The sequence below is a fragment of the Aeromonas sp. Y311-2 genome (assembly GCF_027706025.1).
Taxonomy (GTDB): Bacteria; Pseudomonadota; Gammaproteobacteria; order Enterobacterales; family Aeromonadaceae; genus Aeromonas; species Aeromonas veronii.
On record NZ_JAPDCL010000015.1, the window covers coordinates 25116 to 42002 of the forward strand.

The 16887-nt window shown below is 54.6% G+C and carries 21 protein-coding genes and 1 pseudogene; 12 read left to right on the forward strand and 10 right to left on the reverse strand.

What is annotated here, in order from left to right; translation table 11 throughout:
- Positions 1–41: 41 nt before the first annotated feature.
- Entirely contained in the window at positions 42–263 is a 222-nt protein-coding gene (locus tag OKC42_RS14485) for a hypothetical protein (RefSeq protein ID WP_107961239.1), read from the forward strand.
- A gap of 235 nt (positions 264–498) precedes the next feature.
- Here the strand turns inward: OKC42_RS14485 and OKC42_RS14490 are convergent, their stop codons facing one another.
- On the reverse strand, positions 499–795 hold the full coding sequence (locus OKC42_RS14490) for a hypothetical protein (RefSeq protein WP_202211954.1): 297 nt from the start codon (positions 793–795) through the stop codon (positions 499–501).
- 98 nt (positions 796–893) lie between these two features.
- Complete coding sequence (locus OKC42_RS14495; RefSeq protein ID WP_202211953.1) at positions 894–1709, reverse strand: hypothetical protein; 816 nt, start codon at positions 1707–1709, stop codon at positions 894–896.
- Positions 1710–1967: 258 nt separating this feature from the next.
- Here OKC42_RS14495 and OKC42_RS14500 point away from each other — a divergent pair, with 258 nt between their 5' ends.
- Positions 1968–2780 (forward strand): hypothetical protein, encoded by an 813-nt coding sequence (locus tag OKC42_RS14500; RefSeq protein ID WP_139495349.1) that lies wholly within the window; start codon positions 1968–1970, stop codon positions 2778–2780.
- 164 nt (positions 2781–2944) lie between these two features.
- Positions 2945–4459 (forward strand): Fic family protein, encoded by a 1515-nt coding sequence (locus OKC42_RS14505; RefSeq protein WP_139495348.1) that lies wholly within the window; start codon positions 2945–2947, stop codon positions 4457–4459.
- Between the two features lie 335 nt (positions 4460–4794).
- Here the strand turns inward: OKC42_RS14505 and OKC42_RS14510 are convergent, their stop codons facing one another.
- Both OKC42_RS14510 and OKC42_RS14515 read right to left on the reverse strand, forming a co-directional pair.
- A complete protein-coding gene (locus OKC42_RS14510; protein WP_139495347.1) occupies positions 4795–5421 on the reverse strand; it encodes a tyrosine-type recombinase/integrase in 627 nt (208 codons plus the stop codon).
- Between the two features lie 270 nt (positions 5422–5691).
- Complete coding sequence (locus tag OKC42_RS14515; protein WP_139495346.1) at positions 5692–5961, reverse strand: hypothetical protein; 270 nt, start codon at positions 5959–5961, stop codon at positions 5692–5694.
- Positions 5962–6129: 168 nt separating this feature from the next.
- On the opposite strand from OKC42_RS14515, the pseudogene OKC42_RS22700 reads away from it, so the two are divergent.
- Positions 6130–6288 (forward strand): annotated as a pseudogene (locus tag OKC42_RS22700) (ATP-binding protein); the annotation flags it as partial.
- A gap of 480 nt (positions 6289–6768) precedes the next feature.
- Here the strand turns inward: OKC42_RS22700 and OKC42_RS14525 are convergent.
- From OKC42_RS14525 to OKC42_RS14550, 6 genes are all read right to left on the reverse strand, one after another.
- A protein-coding gene (locus OKC42_RS14525; protein ID WP_443111669.1) for an IS1 family transposase occupies positions 6769–7463 on the reverse strand; the annotation gives its coding sequence in 2 pieces (ribosomal slippage) (positions 6769–7220 and positions 7220–7463; 696 coding nt in all).
- A gap of 36 nt (positions 7464–7499) precedes the next feature.
- Entirely contained in the window at positions 7500–7694 is a 195-nt protein-coding gene (locus OKC42_RS14530; protein ID WP_139495345.1) for a hypothetical protein, read from the reverse strand.
- 529 nt (positions 7695–8223) lie between these two features.
- Positions 8224–8700, reverse strand: a complete 477-nt coding sequence (locus tag OKC42_RS14535; RefSeq protein ID WP_270820148.1) for a hypothetical protein — start codon at positions 8698–8700, stop codon at positions 8224–8226.
- Between the two features lie 88 nt (positions 8701–8788).
- Positions 8789–9751 (reverse strand): CHAP domain-containing protein, encoded by a 963-nt coding sequence (locus tag OKC42_RS14540; RefSeq protein ID WP_270820149.1) that lies wholly within the window; start codon positions 9749–9751, stop codon positions 8789–8791.
- Complete coding sequence (locus tag OKC42_RS14545; RefSeq protein WP_107961251.1) at positions 9748–10047, reverse strand: hypothetical protein; 300 nt, start codon at positions 10045–10047, stop codon at positions 9748–9750. The genes OKC42_RS14540 and OKC42_RS14545 overlap by 4 nt, the downstream gene beginning before the upstream one ends.
- Positions 10048–11733: a DEAD/DEAH box helicase gene (locus OKC42_RS14550; RefSeq protein ID WP_139495342.1), complete on the reverse strand. Its 1686-nt coding sequence runs from the start codon at positions 11731–11733 to the stop codon at positions 10048–10050.
- Between the two features lie 101 nt (positions 11734–11834).
- Here OKC42_RS14550 and OKC42_RS14555 point away from each other — a divergent pair, with 101 nt between their 5' ends.
- From OKC42_RS14555 to OKC42_RS14590, 8 genes are read left to right on the forward strand one after another with little or no spacing between them, the layout of a single operon-like run.
- Positions 11835–12599, forward strand: a complete 765-nt coding sequence (locus tag OKC42_RS14555) for a ParB/RepB/Spo0J family partition protein (protein WP_270818120.1) — start codon at positions 11835–11837, stop codon at positions 12597–12599.
- A complete protein-coding gene (locus OKC42_RS14560; RefSeq protein ID WP_107961254.1) occupies positions 12592–13257 on the forward strand; it encodes a ParB/Srx family N-terminal domain-containing protein in 666 nt (221 codons plus the stop codon). The genes OKC42_RS14555 and OKC42_RS14560 overlap by 8 nt, the downstream gene beginning before the upstream one ends.
- Positions 13250–13747, forward strand: a complete 498-nt coding sequence (locus OKC42_RS14565; RefSeq protein WP_270820151.1) for a hypothetical protein — start codon at positions 13250–13252, stop codon at positions 13745–13747. The genes OKC42_RS14560 and OKC42_RS14565 overlap by 8 nt, the downstream gene beginning before the upstream one ends.
- Entirely contained in the window at positions 13716–14390 is a 675-nt protein-coding gene (locus OKC42_RS14570; protein ID WP_204524150.1) for an ATP-binding cassette domain-containing protein, read from the forward strand. The genes OKC42_RS14565 and OKC42_RS14570 overlap by 32 nt, the downstream gene beginning before the upstream one ends.
- Positions 14391–14392: 2 nt before the next feature.
- A complete protein-coding gene (locus OKC42_RS14575) occupies positions 14393–14842 on the forward strand; it encodes a hypothetical protein (protein ID WP_139495341.1) in 450 nt (149 codons plus the stop codon).
- Positions 14842–15300 carry a 3TM-type holin gene (locus OKC42_RS14580; protein ID WP_107961257.1) on the forward strand — a complete coding sequence of 153 codons (459 nt, stop codon included), beginning with the start codon at positions 14842–14844 and terminating at the stop codon, positions 15298–15300. Before OKC42_RS14575 ends, OKC42_RS14580 begins: the two co-directional genes overlap by 1 nt.
- Entirely contained in the window at positions 15297–16166 is an 870-nt protein-coding gene (locus tag OKC42_RS14585) for a hypothetical protein (RefSeq protein WP_107961258.1), read from the forward strand. Before OKC42_RS14580 ends, OKC42_RS14585 begins: the two co-directional genes overlap by 4 nt.
- Positions 16163–16462: a hypothetical protein gene (locus OKC42_RS14590; RefSeq protein ID WP_107961259.1), complete on the forward strand. Its 300-nt coding sequence runs from the start codon at positions 16163–16165 to the stop codon at positions 16460–16462. Before OKC42_RS14585 ends, OKC42_RS14590 begins: the two co-directional genes overlap by 4 nt.
- The last annotated feature ends 425 nt before the right edge of the window (positions 16463–16887 follow it).

Genomic DNA, 16887 nt, shown 5'->3' on the forward strand with positions numbered 1-16887 from the left:
GCCCAGTGCGCCCCCATATAAACGCTTTGGGAGCCTTTACCATGTTTGAATCTATCACTATTTCACTGATGAAAAATGATGGCGCTTTTGCCCTGTCTATCCGCTGCCACCTGACAGGCCGCCAGTTGAACCTCGCCACCTATAACGAAAGCGCAATGCGCCCAGTAGTAGAGCAAGCCCACACCATGCAAAAACAAGGTGCCCTGTTTGATGCAATACAGGGGGCGATCATCGCAGCAATCGCACAACAAGCCGCCGCTTAAATCACGATCACAAAGGGGGCGATCATCGCCCCCTGCTTATGACTCAAAGACGACCGACCCCGAGATCGAAAGTCCTAGAAAAAATCGAGTTGCCCCAATCCCCACCCTACAAAATCAGCCCTACCGTCCGGCACCCTTATACTAGCCCGCGCCGCGCACCTGATAACGACCCTTATATTAAGACCCCTGACGGGTAAACGGGTCGAGGGGTCAGAGGGTGACGGGGTAGAGGGTGTTAGTCGTCAGGGTCGCCGTAAGGGTTAACGTCGGGCGCCCGTCCAGACTCGTCAAAGTCGCCTTCGCCGTCTTCGTCAAAGATGAAGCTGTCCAGCTCCTCCTCTTCCGCCTGACGGTTCAGCTCGAACTCTTCGTCCTCATCGTCGTAGTCGTCATCATCGTCATCAAAGCCACCGCCAACGCCGCCCGCGCCATTGCCCTCATCGAAGAGGCGAGGGTTGTTGGTCTCGAACATGAACCGATCGAACTCCTCCGCCTCTTGAGAACCCTGGTTATGGTTGTCGTGCTCACTCATGATGCCCTCTCCTGTTCAGGCCAGTGCCGATTGCACAGAAGGGTATTGAACACGACTACAGAGGGAATTGTGAAGTCTTACACGATAACCTGCTGCCATCATGCTTCGACAGAAGCCTTTTTTCGCTCCTTCTGCCGAAAGCTCTTGATGTATTCGGCCGTCACTACGCAATCAGCCTCCAGGTCCATCACGCTGTTCATGATGTCTGCCATCGCTACGTCAGAAGGCACGTAACCGTCTGGCAGGTGCCCGCCTCGCTCTTTGTAGCTGTTTGCCAGCCTGGCCAGGAACGCTCTGATAAAGTCTGCCTTGGATGCCTTAGCCGAGCTCGTCCCTGCCGCTGTCATCGGGTCAGATGCCGCCGTGTAGCCCTCCCTGGAGTCGCGACTGATCTCCTTCATGAACTCTGGCAGTGATGGCCAATATTTCAGGTCAAAGCTCGCGATGCGCTGAAACTCTTTCTCTATGTAGCCTTTGAAGTAGCCGTTTCGAGTGTGGTGTGCGGCCTGAATGATGACGTCCGTAACGCTGTAGTGGGTGTCGCTTCTGAAGCCTGACTTGTTGTGGAGCTCCTCCCTCTCTTCCATAAGCGCCGCGATTTCTTTGGCTTTATCAGCGATGGCCTGATTGGTGCGAATCAACCTTGCCCTGTCTTCCCTGGCTACCTTCAGGCTTTCGCAGCTCCAGAACGCCTCGCTAGAGAGAAGTGCGCTCAGAACCGTGCGTACCGCCTCTGCCGTTGGCAGGGTTTCGCACAGGTGTTTATACACAGAGCTCATGTGGACGTGGTACTTGAGCAGCCTGTTGGCTACCGCATTCTCGCTTTTCAGAATGTGGTGCTCTTCGTTGTAGGCGATTTCGCTTTTGAGGAAGTCTTCGCAAAATTTGACCGGGTCTTCACTGCCTTTGAACATGGTTCACCTCTTTATCCCTGATTGGTGTTGTTATGGTACTGACGCCAAAAGTCCGGTCGGTATCTATCCGCTGATTTTGTTTCGGCCAGATAGATACCTGCGAAAAACCGGCGTCAGCCCTCGATTTTTTCAGTCAATGCTTACTAAATTCATTGCGATGCCTGTTGAGCAAAAATAGAATCTCGCTGTCAAAGATAGTGCAGAGCGAGAATGCCCCGATATTGTCGCTCTGTCGAATTACGAGTCGTAAGGAACCCTATGAACGAGCCAAAACACCCACTGGAAACTCTTCGTGAAGCACTCGATCTGGTCATCGAGACCCACAATCAGGACACTGCGGATTTCAACCGTCTTGTTGCGGACAACGAGGCGTTGGAGACAGAGCTGGCAAGGCTTAGAGCTGAGTTGGCTGAGAAAGAGAGCCTTCTTTTGCACGTTCACAACGACCGAAAGGCGCTTCTGGAAAAGCACAACGAGTCGGTCAAAATTGCCAATGCAGAAATCGTTCGGCTGACTGAAATTTCAGACCGCGTTGCCCGGGGGTACGACGAACTGGCCTCTCGACATCGCAAGCTGGAGACCGAGCATGGGTCCCTTCTTGTAGAGGTGAAGCAACTGCGTGAGCTCGACCCCAAAGGCATGAAGAAGCGTCTGGACGGCGTGAGGGAGCGCAACGAGGAGCTCAAGAAGGAGAACGCCAGACTGACCGAGAACAACAGGCTCCTGAATCACCGGAACGAAGAGCTGCGCAAGAAGATGGACAGCGCCAACAAGCCGATTTGGGCTCTGGGGTCAGAGAAGATTGTCCCCTATCACGATCAGGTAGTGGTTGCTTCGGAGGGCGGCAATCGGATGGCCCTGGTCAGCCCGATGTGGTGGGAGCACGAGCGCGGCATGAGACTTCTGTGCGCCTATGATCCAGAGCGGGACACCATCCTGCTGTGCGACCCGCGAGACGATAACTCCAACATGTTCACCCCGAGCAAGGCGGCAGAGAATGCCCTGCTGAACCTGATGCGCAAGTCGAAAGAGGAGCAGCTGAAGGCGCTCGAAAAGCGCAAAGCAGCCTGATATTGAGACAAAGGCCGGCATTAGTTGGCCTTTTGTTTCAGTTTTGACGTTTTTTGAGACTAATCACCCTCCCTCCTGTATAAACTCTCTCAATAATCCGGCCTTTTGCGAACAGAATCCGCATTTCGGCCGCGTCCGTTTCAATTTCACCTGGCGGAGTATTCATGCTGAGAAAGCCTCCCAAGTTCGGAAAAGGCGAGTTCATCGAGTCAATGGCGCTGGCCGTCAGTGCTGGGCGAGAACACGCGAGCGCATACGTTGACCACATGCAGCCTTGCGACGAGAAGGGGAGATACCTCTCCTATCACGACTTCTACTTTCGCATCAAAAAGCCGATCGACCCCAGACTGGCATGGCAGTTTAAGAAGATGGCCAGAACCACCCAGTCGTTCTTCGTGATGAATGTCGGTGAGGATATGGACAAGGCAACCCTGTACCTGACCCCCACCATCCACCGGATCACTTCACTGGTCGATAAGACGGCCACCACGGCCGCTATGAACTGGATGAAGAAGGACGTTCAGGAGTCGAAGTATGTCGAGTTTATGCTGGACGAGCTGATCGCAGAGGAAGCTATCAGCAGCAGTCAGCTGGAGGGCGCGGCAACGACAACTATCGTGGCTAAGGACATGATCCGGCAAAAGAGGGCGCCGAGAACCCCGGATGAGAGAATGGTGATCGGCAACTTTGAAATGATGAGGTTCGCCCTGGTCAACAAGGACAAGCCTCTCACAATCGAGCTGATCTTGGACATGCACAGATGCGGTGTCGCGGGCATCGAGGATGGGAAGTACACACCTGGCGCATTCCGAACCGGTGACAATGTGGAGGTTGTTGATGGCGATGACAATGTCGTTCACACCCCGCCTCCGGCAGCCGGGATACTCACCAGACTGCAGCGCCTTTGCGACTGGGCCAACGAACATCACGATGAGGCGAACGGGCCGACCTTTCTACACCCGCTGCTCAAAGCGATCGTGCTCCACTTCAACATCGGGTTTGAGCACCCCTTCAATGACGGGAATGGTCGGGTAGCTCGGTCTCTCTTTTACTGGTTCATGTTCAAGAGCGGTTACGAGGCTTTCCAGTACATCGCGATCAGTACACTGCTCAAGGAGGCGCCGAAGGCATATGGTGTCTCATACGTCCATACCGAGACCGACGACATGGATCTCACCTACTTCGTCGAGTACCAGTGCAGCGTCATCGAGAGAGCAATAAAACGGTTCACCGAGGCCTACGAGCGTGGCCTGACCGAGGTCCAAGACTCGGAGTCATTTGCTGGAAGCCTTGTTCGTGAGAAGCGGGAGAAGGAGGCTACGGTCGTGGCTTCCATGATCGAGAAGTACCGGAAAACTGGGGTGACGGTGAAAGAGGTCGCTGAGAAGCTTGGTGTGTCATACAACACAGCGGCGAAGGCGATTAAGAGCCTCGAGAACAAGGGCATCATGCGTCTGGAAGGGGAAGGCCGGCTTGCCCATTACCGGATCATCTCCTCGCACTACTCCGAATACTCATCGTCCAATGCAGACCCATTATCCAGGGAAGGCACCGACATAAGCGACATCGACGTGGCGGGGATAAAGAGGGTGTGGACGAAGCACATAGGCGTTGACGAACAAGGCCAAATCACGGACGAAACGGTGCAGGATCCCAAAAAAAAGAGCGCCCCTAAATGAGCGCTCGCCATGTCGTAGATAGTGCCAGTCGTCGTTGCCGTAAAACGAACCAGGGTGCCTCTGTGATCCTAAAAATGACCCGGATAACCGGGTCTCAGCTTTACGGGTAGTCACAGAAGCGACTGAGGCTAGGATATTTCAGTGAATGCTGACAGTCAATGTTGTTAGGCGGTAAATTTGTTGCGCTTAGGCGGCAAAAAGGCAAAAAAAACCCGCCGTGGGGATGACAGAGGCGGGCATCGCTGGAATCCCTATCGGTGGAAAGTGATAGGATGCTTTTTTTAAGCTGGGGCGATGATATGTAAGTAATTGCTGAAAATCAACTGTTGGCAGCATTAAAGAATGCCCTTTGTCGCATCTGCCATCATGACCGGGTCGCTCTCGATGTAGATCTGCGTCGTCGCCAGTGAGGAGTGTCCCATCAAGCGCTGTATCGTCCGCAAATCGACCCTGTTCCGCACCAGGGTGGTCGCAAAGAAGCGCCGGCCGGAGTAGGTACAGGCTTTGCTGATGCTCGCCCTCACCTGCAGCAGCTCGTTCGCCAGGTTCCCCAGACTGTTCGCTGTGAACGGGCCGCCACGCTGGGATAAGATCAGCGGAGCCTCCGGCCGGTAGTGGCGTGGGTTCTCCTTCCTGAACTGGATGTACCGCAGCATGTGCTCCGTCACCAGGTCGTTGTTCAGCGGCAACATCCGAACCTTCCCGCGCTTGGTGTAGGCCTTGAGCAGGGTGAGCTCCGGTAGCAGGGCCTCCGCCTTGAAGTCGTAAACGTCGGACAGGGTGAGGCTCGATGCCTCCTTGGGACGAAGGCCCAGGCCGAACAGCATGGCCAGCAGAGCCTTGTTCCTAAGCGCGTGAGGGTAGCCCTCGCAACGCTGCAGGGCGATGTTGAACTGCTTACGAGTGGGTACAGGCGCCCGACCCTGTTTACCAGGGGTGCCCGGCTTCCGGCCTACCGACATAATGACTCCAGCAACGAAGAAAGCTTCCTTGGAAGCAAGTTTAGTTGTCTCACAGAAAGCGATTAGAGCGTTTCCCACAGCGCAGACGTATCGTCACAGCGCTCGATACTCTCGGAGCGCTTCTGCAGCGCGTCAGAGCGTGATTTTCGACGTCCCCAGAGCATGTTTTCGCTCGCTTTCGTCAGACAAAAATACGACACATGGCGAGCCTCGGTCGAGAAGTTTCCGCCTGGACGGTGAGGCAATAAAAAAGGGGCCGCGGCCCCTCACTCATTCCTTCAGCGGTTTCCTGTCCCAATCCAGACCCTTTTCGAAGCTGTCGATTGCCTCTTTGCTAAGAGTCGCCTCGCCTTTCCTGATCCGGGCTGCAGCTGTGCCACAGATCTCTCGTTGAGTCTGGTCGAGCCTGTCGTGCGCTCTAGCCTCGTTGATGCAGGTCGTGAACAGCCAGTCCCCTTGCGCTACAAGCTCTTCCTTGCTTGGCCTCATTGCGTTGCCGATTATTAGCAGCGCGATGATCCCTATAGCGATGTACTTCAATATTTTCACCATCCCTCCCAGAAACGGTTACAGAAAAAGCAATTCTCTCATTTTTGGCGTATTTACGCATAGACACGGCTCTCGGACAGCCTCTCACTCTTCGCCTTCAACTGGCTTTTCCTGGCAGAACCAGTCGCCGACAGCTTATGACATGATCACCGGCGACCGGCATGGCTGGCCGGTCAGTACGAACTGCCGCTGCCGGATCCCCAAAACGCGGAGAGCCTGCCCGATGTACCGGATCTGCAGGATGTGATTGGCCAGTCTCAGGCCAAGCGAGCGCTAGAGATCGCCGCCGCCGACAGCCACAACCTGCTTATTTTAGGCAACCATTAGACCCCAGAATCAAAGAATTTGGGCGACCAAGCTCTGGAAGGCAAAAATGGTGGGAAATTCAGGGCTGGGACGACATAATCGCTGCTGTCAGAATGCCTCATAAAAGGGAGATTTATGTATACACTTTATGCCATCGGAATTTTCTTTGGGCTGCTAATTCTTAGCCTTACGCTTGCGAGTATCAGCCACCACATTAAAGCCATTAGCCCCATCTGGTATGTCGCGTACATACTAAATAAACTTTCTGCCACTGCAATCCCAATCTGTATATTAATAGACCTTTTCAATCTAATATTTTGAGACCGCCATGTTATACAGTGCGAATGACTTGAACCGCATCCAAAAAAGCAACAGGCATTAAAATTGGACAGGATCAAATAAATTCTATCCTCACTCTGCAAAGCCCCGAACAAACAGAGCAATTTATTGAGGATCTTCAAAAAGTTGTTTTTATTGGGGTAATGCCTCCAATCAGCTGAAATGGTGCCTTTCTATAAAGGCACCAATCACTTTCTTGTGGAGCTCAACGGAACGAGAGAAGCAGATGGTCTTGCGAGCCAATCGCTTGATGCGCGTTCTGAGCGTCAGGTTGTTACGCTCGATACGCTGGGTGAATATCTTCCCGGTCAGATGCATCTCGCTCGGCACCTCTCTGGCATAGCTTCCCCAGTCATCACTCGTGATAAAGCCTATCTGGAACGGAGAAAGCAGGCTCAGCAACCGACGGCATGTCTCATCGTTGCGTGGGCCAAAGGTATATGCCACGACTCGTTTTATTTTGGTATCAAAGGCATACCAAAGCCAATGTCGATGCTGTTTATTGCCGACATAGGCCCATTGCTCATCAAGTTCACAGATAAGCGCCACGTCATCGAGCACCACCCTTTCGGAGATTACTTGCCTTGGGGTGAGTTTTTTAGGGCGCGTATGACGGTGTTGATGCCAATCTTGAGGACGCGAGCTGTATCACGAACACCTGAGCCGCTGAACGCCATATCAACAATCTTGTCTTTGACGCCAGGCTTGCGGGCTTCATAGGTGTAGGTGAGCTGAAACACGTGCGGACAGACGGGGCAACGATAGCGAACATGGCCGGCAGGGGTCTTCCCATGGCGATATACGTGGTCAGAGTTGCAACGAGGACAGTGAACGGTGATGGATGCCATGAAGCTATGAGTCTCAAAGCCACCCATCATATCAGCTCAACCGATCGGAGGCGTCACCCGAGCGTCATAGGCGACGTACAGCCCGTCGGCTGTCGAGTTCAGGTAGAGCGCGACGTGAAACATGAGCCGGGTGATCGCGTATGTGTAGCCGTTCTCGAGGACGCCGTAGTGCATCGTGTTGTTCTGCCCGATGAAGTTCTTGAAGGAGAGCGGCAGGTTCTGTTCGGTCATTGTCAGTCCAGGTGAAATTTTTGTGGATCCTATGGGATGCGAGGCAGAGGGTAAACACCCCTACAGGCTATTTGAGCTCGTATGTGAAATCGCGAGATCTGACGGCCAATCACCGCCGCCGAGCTGAAAATCTCGCGAGGTGTAACAACGTTGAAAGTTACATGATCTTGTATCATGACGAGCTCGGACGCTCTAATTTAACCCTTTAAAAACATGCTCTTACCTCAATTCATGTAACAATATAAAATTGTTACATGAATTAGTTTCAGGGTGTTGATGAAGGGAGGGGGTGGTGTGGTATGATGTCTGTCAGTAAGTGCTTACTGCCTGTAATGACTGCGGGGGAGGTTTGCAATATTGCGAGTCAGCCTCACACATATCACCTTGGTCGAGAGAGCGCACATTGAGCTTTCTTCCCCCGCAGTGTCCAGGTTGATTACGCCTTACGACGGCTGCCTACCGCTGAATTTCTTGCCATTATTCCCGTGATTTTACGGAACAAAAAAGGCCGCATTTTGCGGCCTTTTCTTTATGATTTTTCCATCTCTTTTTTCATTTTTTCCAAGCTGTTTTGTATCGATTCATGCGCTTCGTTTTGGTACTTTTCCTCGAACTTTAACTGCTTGCCAAATGCGTTTTCAAGTCCAACAAATTGCGTTGCAATGACGGTCGTTTCGCCTGAATTTTCCGTGACTGTGAAGTCGATAATGTCTCGCTTGGATGCCGATGAGTTCACCCCTTGAAGTGTCAGGCTCATGATCCGTTTCAGGTCGGTGATTGGCTTGGAAAAAGTGAGTTTAAACTGGCCCTCATCCTCGAGATCGAACCCCGCCTTAGTCAGTCTCCCTACCAGCTCGGACTTAACCTTGTCGGATGAGGCCTTGATCTGCACCTCCGGCCTGGATACGGTCTGACCCTGCTCCTGACCTCCCTGCTGGCCGTTCGCTGCACATCCTGTCACGCCGAGCGCTACCGCGACGGCCAAGAACAATACTCGGACTTTCATTTTCGTTTGGGACTCCACTTATGAGATGGAGCAGAATCTACAACAAGAAAAGAGGGCGATCTATATCGCCCCCTTCTCTTACCTCAAATTACCAAAATCTCAAGAACCCCAAGCACTTCGCCTTGCTCCGCACTCTCCTGGCCACCTCGTAGCCCTCCCTGGAGCCTTCGCTGTTGGTGTTGCCTTCGATGGTGTAGAGCTTGTCGCCATCCACCCTCTCAATGATGCCGGTGTGCCCCAGGCCCTTTCCGTAATCCATGATGAAGACGTCCCCGGGTTGAGGGTCGGTAACTCGGCACGATACCGGCGCATCCCGCCACATCTTCAGCACACCGCCCGTCTTGGGGATCTTCCCGATCAGTCCGGCCTGCTTGAACACCCAGTACACAAACGCCGCGCACCAGGCTGCAGGGAACCCGATACCGACGGCCGCCAGATACCCCTGAACGTGAGGACCCCAGTTTGAACCTTTGGGGATTTCTTGTTTGCCAACTTCCTTTGATGCTACTTGCAAAACAACATTCTTAACTTCGTTCATTTGAACCTCCATTGGTTTTAATGAAGGCACATATCTACGAATGACCGAAACCAGCTCTGAAAGTTGATTTCTGTCTGCGATGTTATACAACTTCAAACCAAGCTTTGAAGCAATGAAGCAAGGAAACTTTTTATCAAGCTCTGTCGCTTCCATCGTTATCCCAAAGGATGCTTTGAACGAACCTGACCCGTCCAGGCCGATCACTGATGCGGCGACAGACTGGGCTAGGCTCTTCTCATGACCAGAGGCTCTGGCGAACCCTGGGACGCTCCTGATCAGCGTCTTGGTGAGGTCGGTATTGCGCGGATCGACATGCACGATGACGCCCGTCTGCTCAAAGCCGGGCCAGAACGAGAATTTGCCACCCTTGAAGTGCTCCATTGCCAGGTTGCCGATGTCGCCTTTATGGGTTCGCATCGACATCCCCTTGGCACTAAGAGCGTCCAGAACCCTCACCAGAACCGGCTCAAGCCCGGGCGGAACGGCGCCCCCAACAACAGCGAACCAACTCATAACTTCGACAGATCCGCTTCGCCAGACAGCAGTTTTGCCAGCACCTCCGGCGGGAGAGAGGAGACCAGCTGCTTCGCCTTGTCCTCGTTCTGGCGCTGACGCTCCTCCTCAATCTTCCGCTTGCGGACCATCGACTCAACGGCCGTCTTGACCACATCGGTATTGGAGAGGGTTATGTCTATGAGGTATCCCAAGAGCTCGGCCTGTGTGGTGTCGAACTTGCGGCAGGCGTCACGCAACTTCCGGTGCTGGGCCGGACTGACCTCAAGCGTGACTCGTTTGATCTCTGTACTCACTTACCCTCCTACTCGTTGAAAGCCGTAATCGGCGATATTCCAGTCCTGATCCATCGGGAGCAGGTTCTCTTTAAAACCCTCGGTGCCGGTGATGATGGCCCTTCGCTGCAGGGCATGCTCTTGAAGGTGCTGGTTATGCTCGTCCATAAAATCGAGCACGAAGCAGATGTTGGGGCCTGTCTTTTTGGCCCGCAGGCCTCGTCCTATGCGCTGCCGGTTTGCCACCTCGGCCTTGCCTCCGCCGGCCAGCACAATGCACCCAACAGAGGGCACATCCACGCCAACATCGAGAATATTTGTCCCAATGAGGACCTGAATCTCGCCGGTTCCAAGCTTGGACAGCGCCCTTTTGCGGCCCTCAGCATCGTCATCGCCGTTGATGAACTCCGCCCTCATACCGACCTTGCCCAGCAGCTCATTGATCCGGTCGCCGTGGTTTCTTCTCTGGACAAGAACCATTGATGTCAGGCCGTATCTGCTCATTCGGATACACTCAGCCACGATGCGCTTGTTTCGCCAGTCGTGATTGACGATCCCAACGTCGTAGGCTCTCTGATAGGCCGTGCTGCGGAAGAGCTTCGGAGGCTTCTGTGTGCGGCTGATCTGGAAGATTGGCGTGGCCAGGATCCCCAGATCGATAAGCTGCTTCTCGCTCACCCGTATACCGACCCCGCCGGATACCGCCATGAGCCTCATGTTTGACTCGGCATCGTCTCTCATAAACGGGGTGGCAGTCAGGGCGAGCCGGTAGTTGGCATTCGTGCAGGACTGCATCAAATCGAAGTAGCTGTTGCCGCCTGCCTCGTGGGCTTCTTCTGCGATCACGAACTCAAAGCTCTTCAAGAGCTCCAACGTCTCAGCCCTGTTCTTGGCCTGTGTCTCAAGCTTGCGCTCGATATGAGCGGCCAGATCAGCGTCAGACATGCGCTTCTTGGCCAGCTCTCGCTTGAGTTGAGCAATGGCCTTGGTTCGCTCGTCATTGGGCGCTTTCTTGCGAGCAAGCCTGGCAGTGAGGTTCTGGATCTCCTTCTTCTCGCGCTCGGCCTGCGCAACCAGATGCCTCTCTATCAGCTCGTCAGCGGTGTAGTTGACGAGCCTGCTTGCGAGCGTCTGCACCATGCCGCAGACGAGCGGGCGATCTGCTTGCCAGATCGAATCTCCAACAATCCCGACCTCTTGATCGCCAAATGACTCGCGGCAGGCATCGGCGAACTGGTACATCAGGGCCGATCGGGTGGTAAGGAACAGGGTCTTTCTCTTGATGCGGGCGTAAGCGAGCCGGGCAACACGCGACTTTCCGGCGCCGGTAGCCAGCTGGGCCGTCATCATCCCGAACTTCTCCAGTTTCCGGACGGTCTCCATCTGGTATGCGTATCGAGGGTCAAACCCGAATGCGTCAACGACCGGAGTCTCGGGCCCAAGAGGCTCAGGCAAAGGGCGAGTCACATGCTGAACAAGGTAGCCGGCCTCTCTCAGCTTCCGTCTGACGACATAGCAAAAGCCTGCGGGGAAGCTGTTTGTCTTGAATGAGAAGAACGTTGAGCGGCCATCCCAACCTGGGCGCTTTGTCATGTGCTCAAACCCCTCCACCGAGTAGCTCAGGATGTCCGAGACGAGCAGTCTCAGCTCCTTCGGAGGGTCGATCAGTTTCGCGTTAACCGCGTTGGACACCATTTTTACGATCATCGGATTGCCTAGCTCTTATACTTTGCTTAACCTATCAGTAAGTGTTTACTGACCGAAGAGGTCGGATAAATGTTCATTAAACACGCACTGAGATTATCACAATGAGCAAGGAAAAACTGAAGTTTACCTTCGAAGACCCGCGGCATCTCGTTAAGAACAAATGGAACCCTAACAAGATGTCACCGGAGGAAGAAGCCAAGCTCCGCAACAGTCTGCAGAAGCATGGCCATGTCCGTCCAATTCTGGTTCGTACCCTGGAGGACGGCACTCTGGAGATTGTGGGCGGCGAGCACCGCGTTGAGGTCTCCATCGACCTTGGCATGACCGAGGTGCCGGTTATCAACCTTGGCCAGATCAGCGATGAAGACGCCAAGCGAGCGCTGATGATCGACAACTCCCGCTATGGCCATGACGATGCTGGCCTGCTGAGCGAGCTGCTGACCGGTCTGGGTTCGGCCGACGAGCTGGCCGAGTGGATGAACATGGGCGTTGATGAGCTTGGCGCACTGCTTGGCGCATCGGAATCACCCGAAGAAGCCGATCTGCTCGGCGCCCTGGATGATCTGGACGCCATGGACGAAGAGCCTCTGGCCGCGCCGGTTCGTGAGATCCAGACCCATCAGGCGATGAAGTACAAGGTGCCTGTCGAGGACTCCGAGTTCGTGAAGGACACGATCGAGCGGATCATCAAGGAGCAAGGCATCACCGACTCTGACTCCGCCATTCGAGCGGGAGAAGCGTTGCTCTGGTTATGCCGGAACTACGAAGAGAGCTTTGGCGGTAAAGAGCCGGCCCGCACCGAGATGCTGACCGACGCCGAGCTGGATCTGCTGGCCGATTTCGGCATGGAGGATCTCAATGGCTGATAAGAAGACCAAGGAGCTCGAGGAGTGGGACATCTCCAGGCTCATCCCCTATGAGAAGAACGCCAAGAAGCACCCGAAGGAGCAGATTGCCAAAATCGCTCGCTCTATCGAGAAGCACGGCCTGATCAACCCGCCGAACGTTGAGCCGGATGGCACTTTGATCACCGGTCACGGCCGGACGCTTGCCCTGATCGAGCTGGGCTGGAAGAAGCTGCCTGTTTTCGTGCGCTACGACCTGACAAAGGCTGAGGCCGCTGCCGCTCGTCTGGCCGACAACAAGGTCAGCGAGGGGGATTTCGATACCAACATCCTGCAGGAAGAGCTGCGTTGGCTGGCTGAAGAGTCGATCGACCTCTGCGACCTAGGCTTTGACGACCGCGAGCTCAATTTCCTGATGGAAGACCTTGGCGAGATGAGCACTGACCTGCTTGTCGAATACCCGGGTATTTCCGAAGAGATGCCGGATGTTTCCGGCGAGGAAGAGCACGTTGAGGATCTCACAGAGTCTCGCGTTCCGCTGGCCAAGGTATTTGGAGTGAAGGACGTCTCTGCGTCACAAGCTCGGATCTTGACCCGATTCTTGGCTCTGGTCTCTCACGGAGAGTCTGGCGTAAGTGGCCTCGTCCGTCATGCAGAGGAGACCCTGTTCAATGCCTAGATGCCTCCATCGAGAGCGAGGCCTTGATTTCCAGCATGTTGTCGCCCTGGGCGCCTCTCCTGACTATTTCCAGCTTGGGGATATGCGGGTGATGAACGTGTCCAGGGTGGACAACAAGACAGGCCGGCAGCCAGCTGTCGGCGATGTCTTTATCGATGGCCAGCTGATAACCCAAGAGGCGTTTGCAGAGCGCTTCGAGGTCATAGATCCGCTCTCTCACATCGAGGGGGTCGAAGACCTTATCGAGAATGTTGAGTTCGCCAGGGCGGGCTCGGCCACTATCTGCATCCTGAACCTTAAAGATGGAATCCATATCGTCGGACACATTAACCCACCGGTCGGTGACTTTTTGACAAGCGAGGAAGGGGAGCAGCTGGCCTATGCCGATGCTGTGAAGAACCTCGCCGGTTTGGAAAGCCACCGTATCGCGAGGCGGTTCGCCGCCCAGGAGTTCGACAGTGACCCAGAAGATCTACAACCACACCGTTGATGTTCGCTTCCAGACGAGCGTAAAGCGGTCAAAGCGAGTGCTTGAGGTAGCTGAGGCCTTCGGCCTTGGTGTTTCAGAACAAGAGTTCGTGGTCTACGACAACCTCAAGTTCCAGACCCGACAGGGCGACTGCATCTACATCACGGGCCAGTCCGGTTCCGGAAAGTCGATCATGCTGCGCGAGCTCGCCCGCCAGTATCGCGATGACTACGGGCTCAAGGTGGCAACCCTGAATGATGTTGAGCTGGAGGATGTCCCTCTGATCGACCAGATCGGCAAGTCTACGGAGGAGGCCTGCAAGATCCTGTCAAAAGCAGGGCTCAACGATGCCTATCTGTTCATTCGCCGTCCTTCGGAGCTGTCTGACGGCCAGCGATACCGCCTCATCATCGCCAAGCTGCTCGATGCCGGTGTCGATGTCATCGCGGCGGACGAGTTCGGGGCGATCCTGGACCGAACCACTGCCCGGGTGGTGGCCTATTCGGTTCGTGCGATGTGCGAGAAAGCCGGCATCACCCTCATCGTGGCGACCACTCACAAGGATCTCATGTGGGATCTCCGGCCGACCATGACCATCGACAAGCGGTTCGCCGACGAGATCTCAATCCGAGTTGCTGATCGAGAAACCATGGCGAGGTACTGACCGTGAAACACCCCTATTACCCAATCGAGCTGTTCCGCTCGGGGTTCTATTTCTTCACAGGTCCGTATCAGCGCGTCCTTGATTTCCTGGCTCCAAGGCTGAAAGAGAGGGACTGGGAGATCACGCGAGACGACCTGCAGGACTGCGGCGGCTACTGCATGAGTTTCACGACACCCAACGGCGTCGCGAACCTGATCTGGGTCCCAGACGTCGAGGATGAGTTCGTTCTCTTCCATGAGGCTCTGCACTGCTCATTCAACATCCTGAGACGAGTAGGCGTCCCCGCCGACGCGGACAGTCAGGAGGCTATTGCCTATCTGCAGGAAGAGGTCGTGAAGGGCTGCCGAAAGGTGGCCAAGACCTTCAAGTACAAAGACCCGATCAAGGCAGAACGTGGCGATGGACAGAGTGTTGTTGCAAGCGCTCACCGTATCAGTAAAGGAGGTTTTTGATGATCCCATTGGTATCCAGTGTTCTTGAGACGGTGAGCAACGTGGTCTCTGGGACTGTCGGCAAGTTTATTGAGGACAAAGACAAGGCGAAGGAGCTGGAGACGGCCCTGACGGCCCAGCTGACCACATCGGTCGTAGAGCTGCTTGGCCGCGAGGTTGATGCTCAGAAGTCTGTGATTGTGGCGGAAGCCCAAGGCGAGTCATGGCTGCAGCGAAACTGGCGTCCGATCATCATGATGGCCCTTTCAACCATGGTCTGCATCTACTGGATGGGATGGACACATCAGGACATGGATCAGGAGGTCGTACTCAAGATCCTGGACATCGTCCAAATCGGTCTTGGCGGCTACATCGGTGGCCGGACCGCCGAGAAACTGGCTGACAAGGGGGTCGAGATTTTCCGCGCCCGGGCTGCAGCCATTTCTGCCGGCTCCTACCAAGAGGGCGGCAAGCGATGAGCGAGACCATTATCACCCGCCATCCGGAGTGTGAGAGCAGGCTGTTCAGCCTGCTTGAGCACATGGTTGTCGAGGTTGGCTCGAAGGAGGATTGGGACAAGCTCCATCACCTGCACTACAAGGCCGAGAACCTCCCTCCAGCGCCTCGATTCTGGCGATGCCGTCTGACCACGACCAACGACATTGTCGCTGTGGTGGTCACTTCATCCGTCGCCCTGTTGCTTGGCCCGCGCCACGACATGTTGCCGAAGCTCAAGCCTGGCGCGGATACAACTCTGACCAATAAGCATCGCCCTGCCTGGCTGAATGCAAACATGCGTCGGATCGGGCGCATCGTGACATCGACCATGTACCGCGGGACCGGTGTTTCCTACCGGATGATGAACCTTGTCTGCCGAATGGAGGGTAAGCGTTATGTCGAGATCGTGAGCTCGATGGCCAAATACAACCCGTTCGACACAAAGGCCGGGTTCGTCAGGGCGCCTTTGCGTAGGGCCGCGGCCTACGAGGTCGGTCTGAAGTTTATGGCCGAAACATTCGAATGCCATCCGGCCGATCGCGAGGCGGTGTACCAGGAGCTCATTTCACAGCCGAAGCCCGTTTACCAAGCGTTGCGGAAGCAGATGATCGATTTCTACTACCGGCACAGCTCTCGCGAAAAGACCGGCCAGAACCTCGGCAAGACGGCTGACGACCTGATGACAATGAGCGATCACGACCTTGTTCGGGAGCTGCAGCAGCTCATCTTCGGGTACACCGTTTATGCCCTCTATGAGAACCCTGATTGGGGCCGGCCGATGCCCGCCTCGCTTCCTCTCCTGGCATTTGACCGACAACCTGTAAATCAACCACTGGAGCTCTCATGATCCTCACCATGCGAATGTTCCTCCTGATCGAGGTAATCAAAAAACGAAACCCTGACGGATCGCTTGTTGATCTTGACCAGCTCATCGAGCGAGCCGGTTATGAGGTGACGAAGCAGGCCATCCAGCACACCCTCCGGTTCATGATCGAGAAGGGGGTCATCGAAAAGGCTGGCAGAGAGTGCCGGCGTGGAAGAAGCCGGGTTGTGTATCGGATAACCAAACTCGGCTATCAGATGACAACAGTCACCGGAGAGGGAGGGGCGAAGCTCGCGGAAAGCTGCGCAGAATTGATTTAGAGCGATTCAGACGCGCTGGGGCATCTGACACTAGCAGAAAGACTCTGGATTCGCTGTAAATCGATTCTATTGCGTCTGGAAATGTGTCGATGCGATACGTTCAAGATAGAAATCAGGGCCAGCGAAAGCTGGCCTTGTTTTTCCATTCCTCGCTAACACCAAATCAGTAAATATTGACTTTTCGAGCGTTTTGATGTATTCGCGCGCGCGCACGCGCGTCTATGTTTTTATTTTTTTAAGAAAAAAGTTCTTATAAATAGTAGAAGCAACAAAAAGTGATGATAGTTCAGTATAGCCTATCCGGAATTTTGAAAACCAAAAACTGCAAGTTAGTATAGCTTATCTCCCAAGTCTCGGAACCTACGCGCTCGCTTCGCTCGCGCAAGGCCTGCGCCTTCGGCTTGGCCCGCGGAGAAGAGATCACC

Coding starts and splice junctions, on each gene's coding strand:
- OKC42_RS14535 (WP_270820148.1), bottom strand. CDS start 8,700: ATGAAAGTCCGAGTATTGTTCTTGGCCGTCGCGGTAGCGCTCGGCGTG.
- OKC42_RS14510 (WP_139495347.1), bottom strand. CDS start 5,421: ATGTCGGTAGGCCGGAAGCCGGGCACCCCTGGTAAACAGGGTCGGGCG.
- OKC42_RS14490 (WP_202211954.1), bottom strand. CDS start 795: ATGAGTGAGCACGACAACCATAACCAGGGTTCTCAAGAGGCGGAGGAG.
- OKC42_RS14580 (WP_107961257.1), top strand. CDS start 14,842: ATGATCCCATTGGTATCCAGTGTTCTTGAGACGGTGAGCAACGTGGTC.
- OKC42_RS14500 (WP_139495349.1), top strand. CDS start 1,968: ATGAACGAGCCAAAACACCCACTGGAAACTCTTCGTGAAGCACTCGAT.
- OKC42_RS14550 (WP_139495342.1), bottom strand. CDS start 11,733: ATGATCGTAAAAATGGTGTCCAACGCGGTTAACGCGAAACTGATCGAC.
- OKC42_RS14530 (WP_139495345.1), bottom strand. CDS start 7,694: ATGACCGAACAGAACCTGCCGCTCTCCTTCAAGAACTTCATCGGGCAG.
- OKC42_RS14495 (WP_202211953.1), bottom strand. CDS start 1,709: ATGTTCAAAGGCAGTGAAGACCCGGTCAAATTTTGCGAAGACTTCCTC.
- OKC42_RS14585 (WP_107961258.1), top strand. CDS start 15,297: ATGAGCGAGACCATTATCACCCGCCATCCGGAGTGTGAGAGCAGGCTG.
- OKC42_RS14505 (WP_139495348.1), top strand. CDS start 2,945: ATGCTGAGAAAGCCTCCCAAGTTCGGAAAAGGCGAGTTCATCGAGTCA.
- OKC42_RS14565 (WP_270820151.1), top strand. CDS start 13,250: ATGCCTAGATGCCTCCATCGAGAGCGAGGCCTTGATTTCCAGCATGTT.
- OKC42_RS14540 (WP_270820149.1), bottom strand. CDS start 9,751: ATGAGTTGGTTCGCTGTTGTTGGGGGCGCCGTTCCGCCCGGGCTTGAG.
- OKC42_RS14485 (WP_107961239.1), top strand. CDS start 42: ATGTTTGAATCTATCACTATTTCACTGATGAAAAATGATGGCGCTTTT.
- OKC42_RS14555 (WP_270818120.1), top strand. CDS start 11,835: ATGAGCAAGGAAAAACTGAAGTTTACCTTCGAAGACCCGCGGCATCTC.
- OKC42_RS14560 (WP_107961254.1), top strand. CDS start 12,592: ATGGCTGATAAGAAGACCAAGGAGCTCGAGGAGTGGGACATCTCCAGG.
- OKC42_RS14590 (WP_107961259.1), top strand. CDS start 16,163: ATGATCCTCACCATGCGAATGTTCCTCCTGATCGAGGTAATCAAAAAA.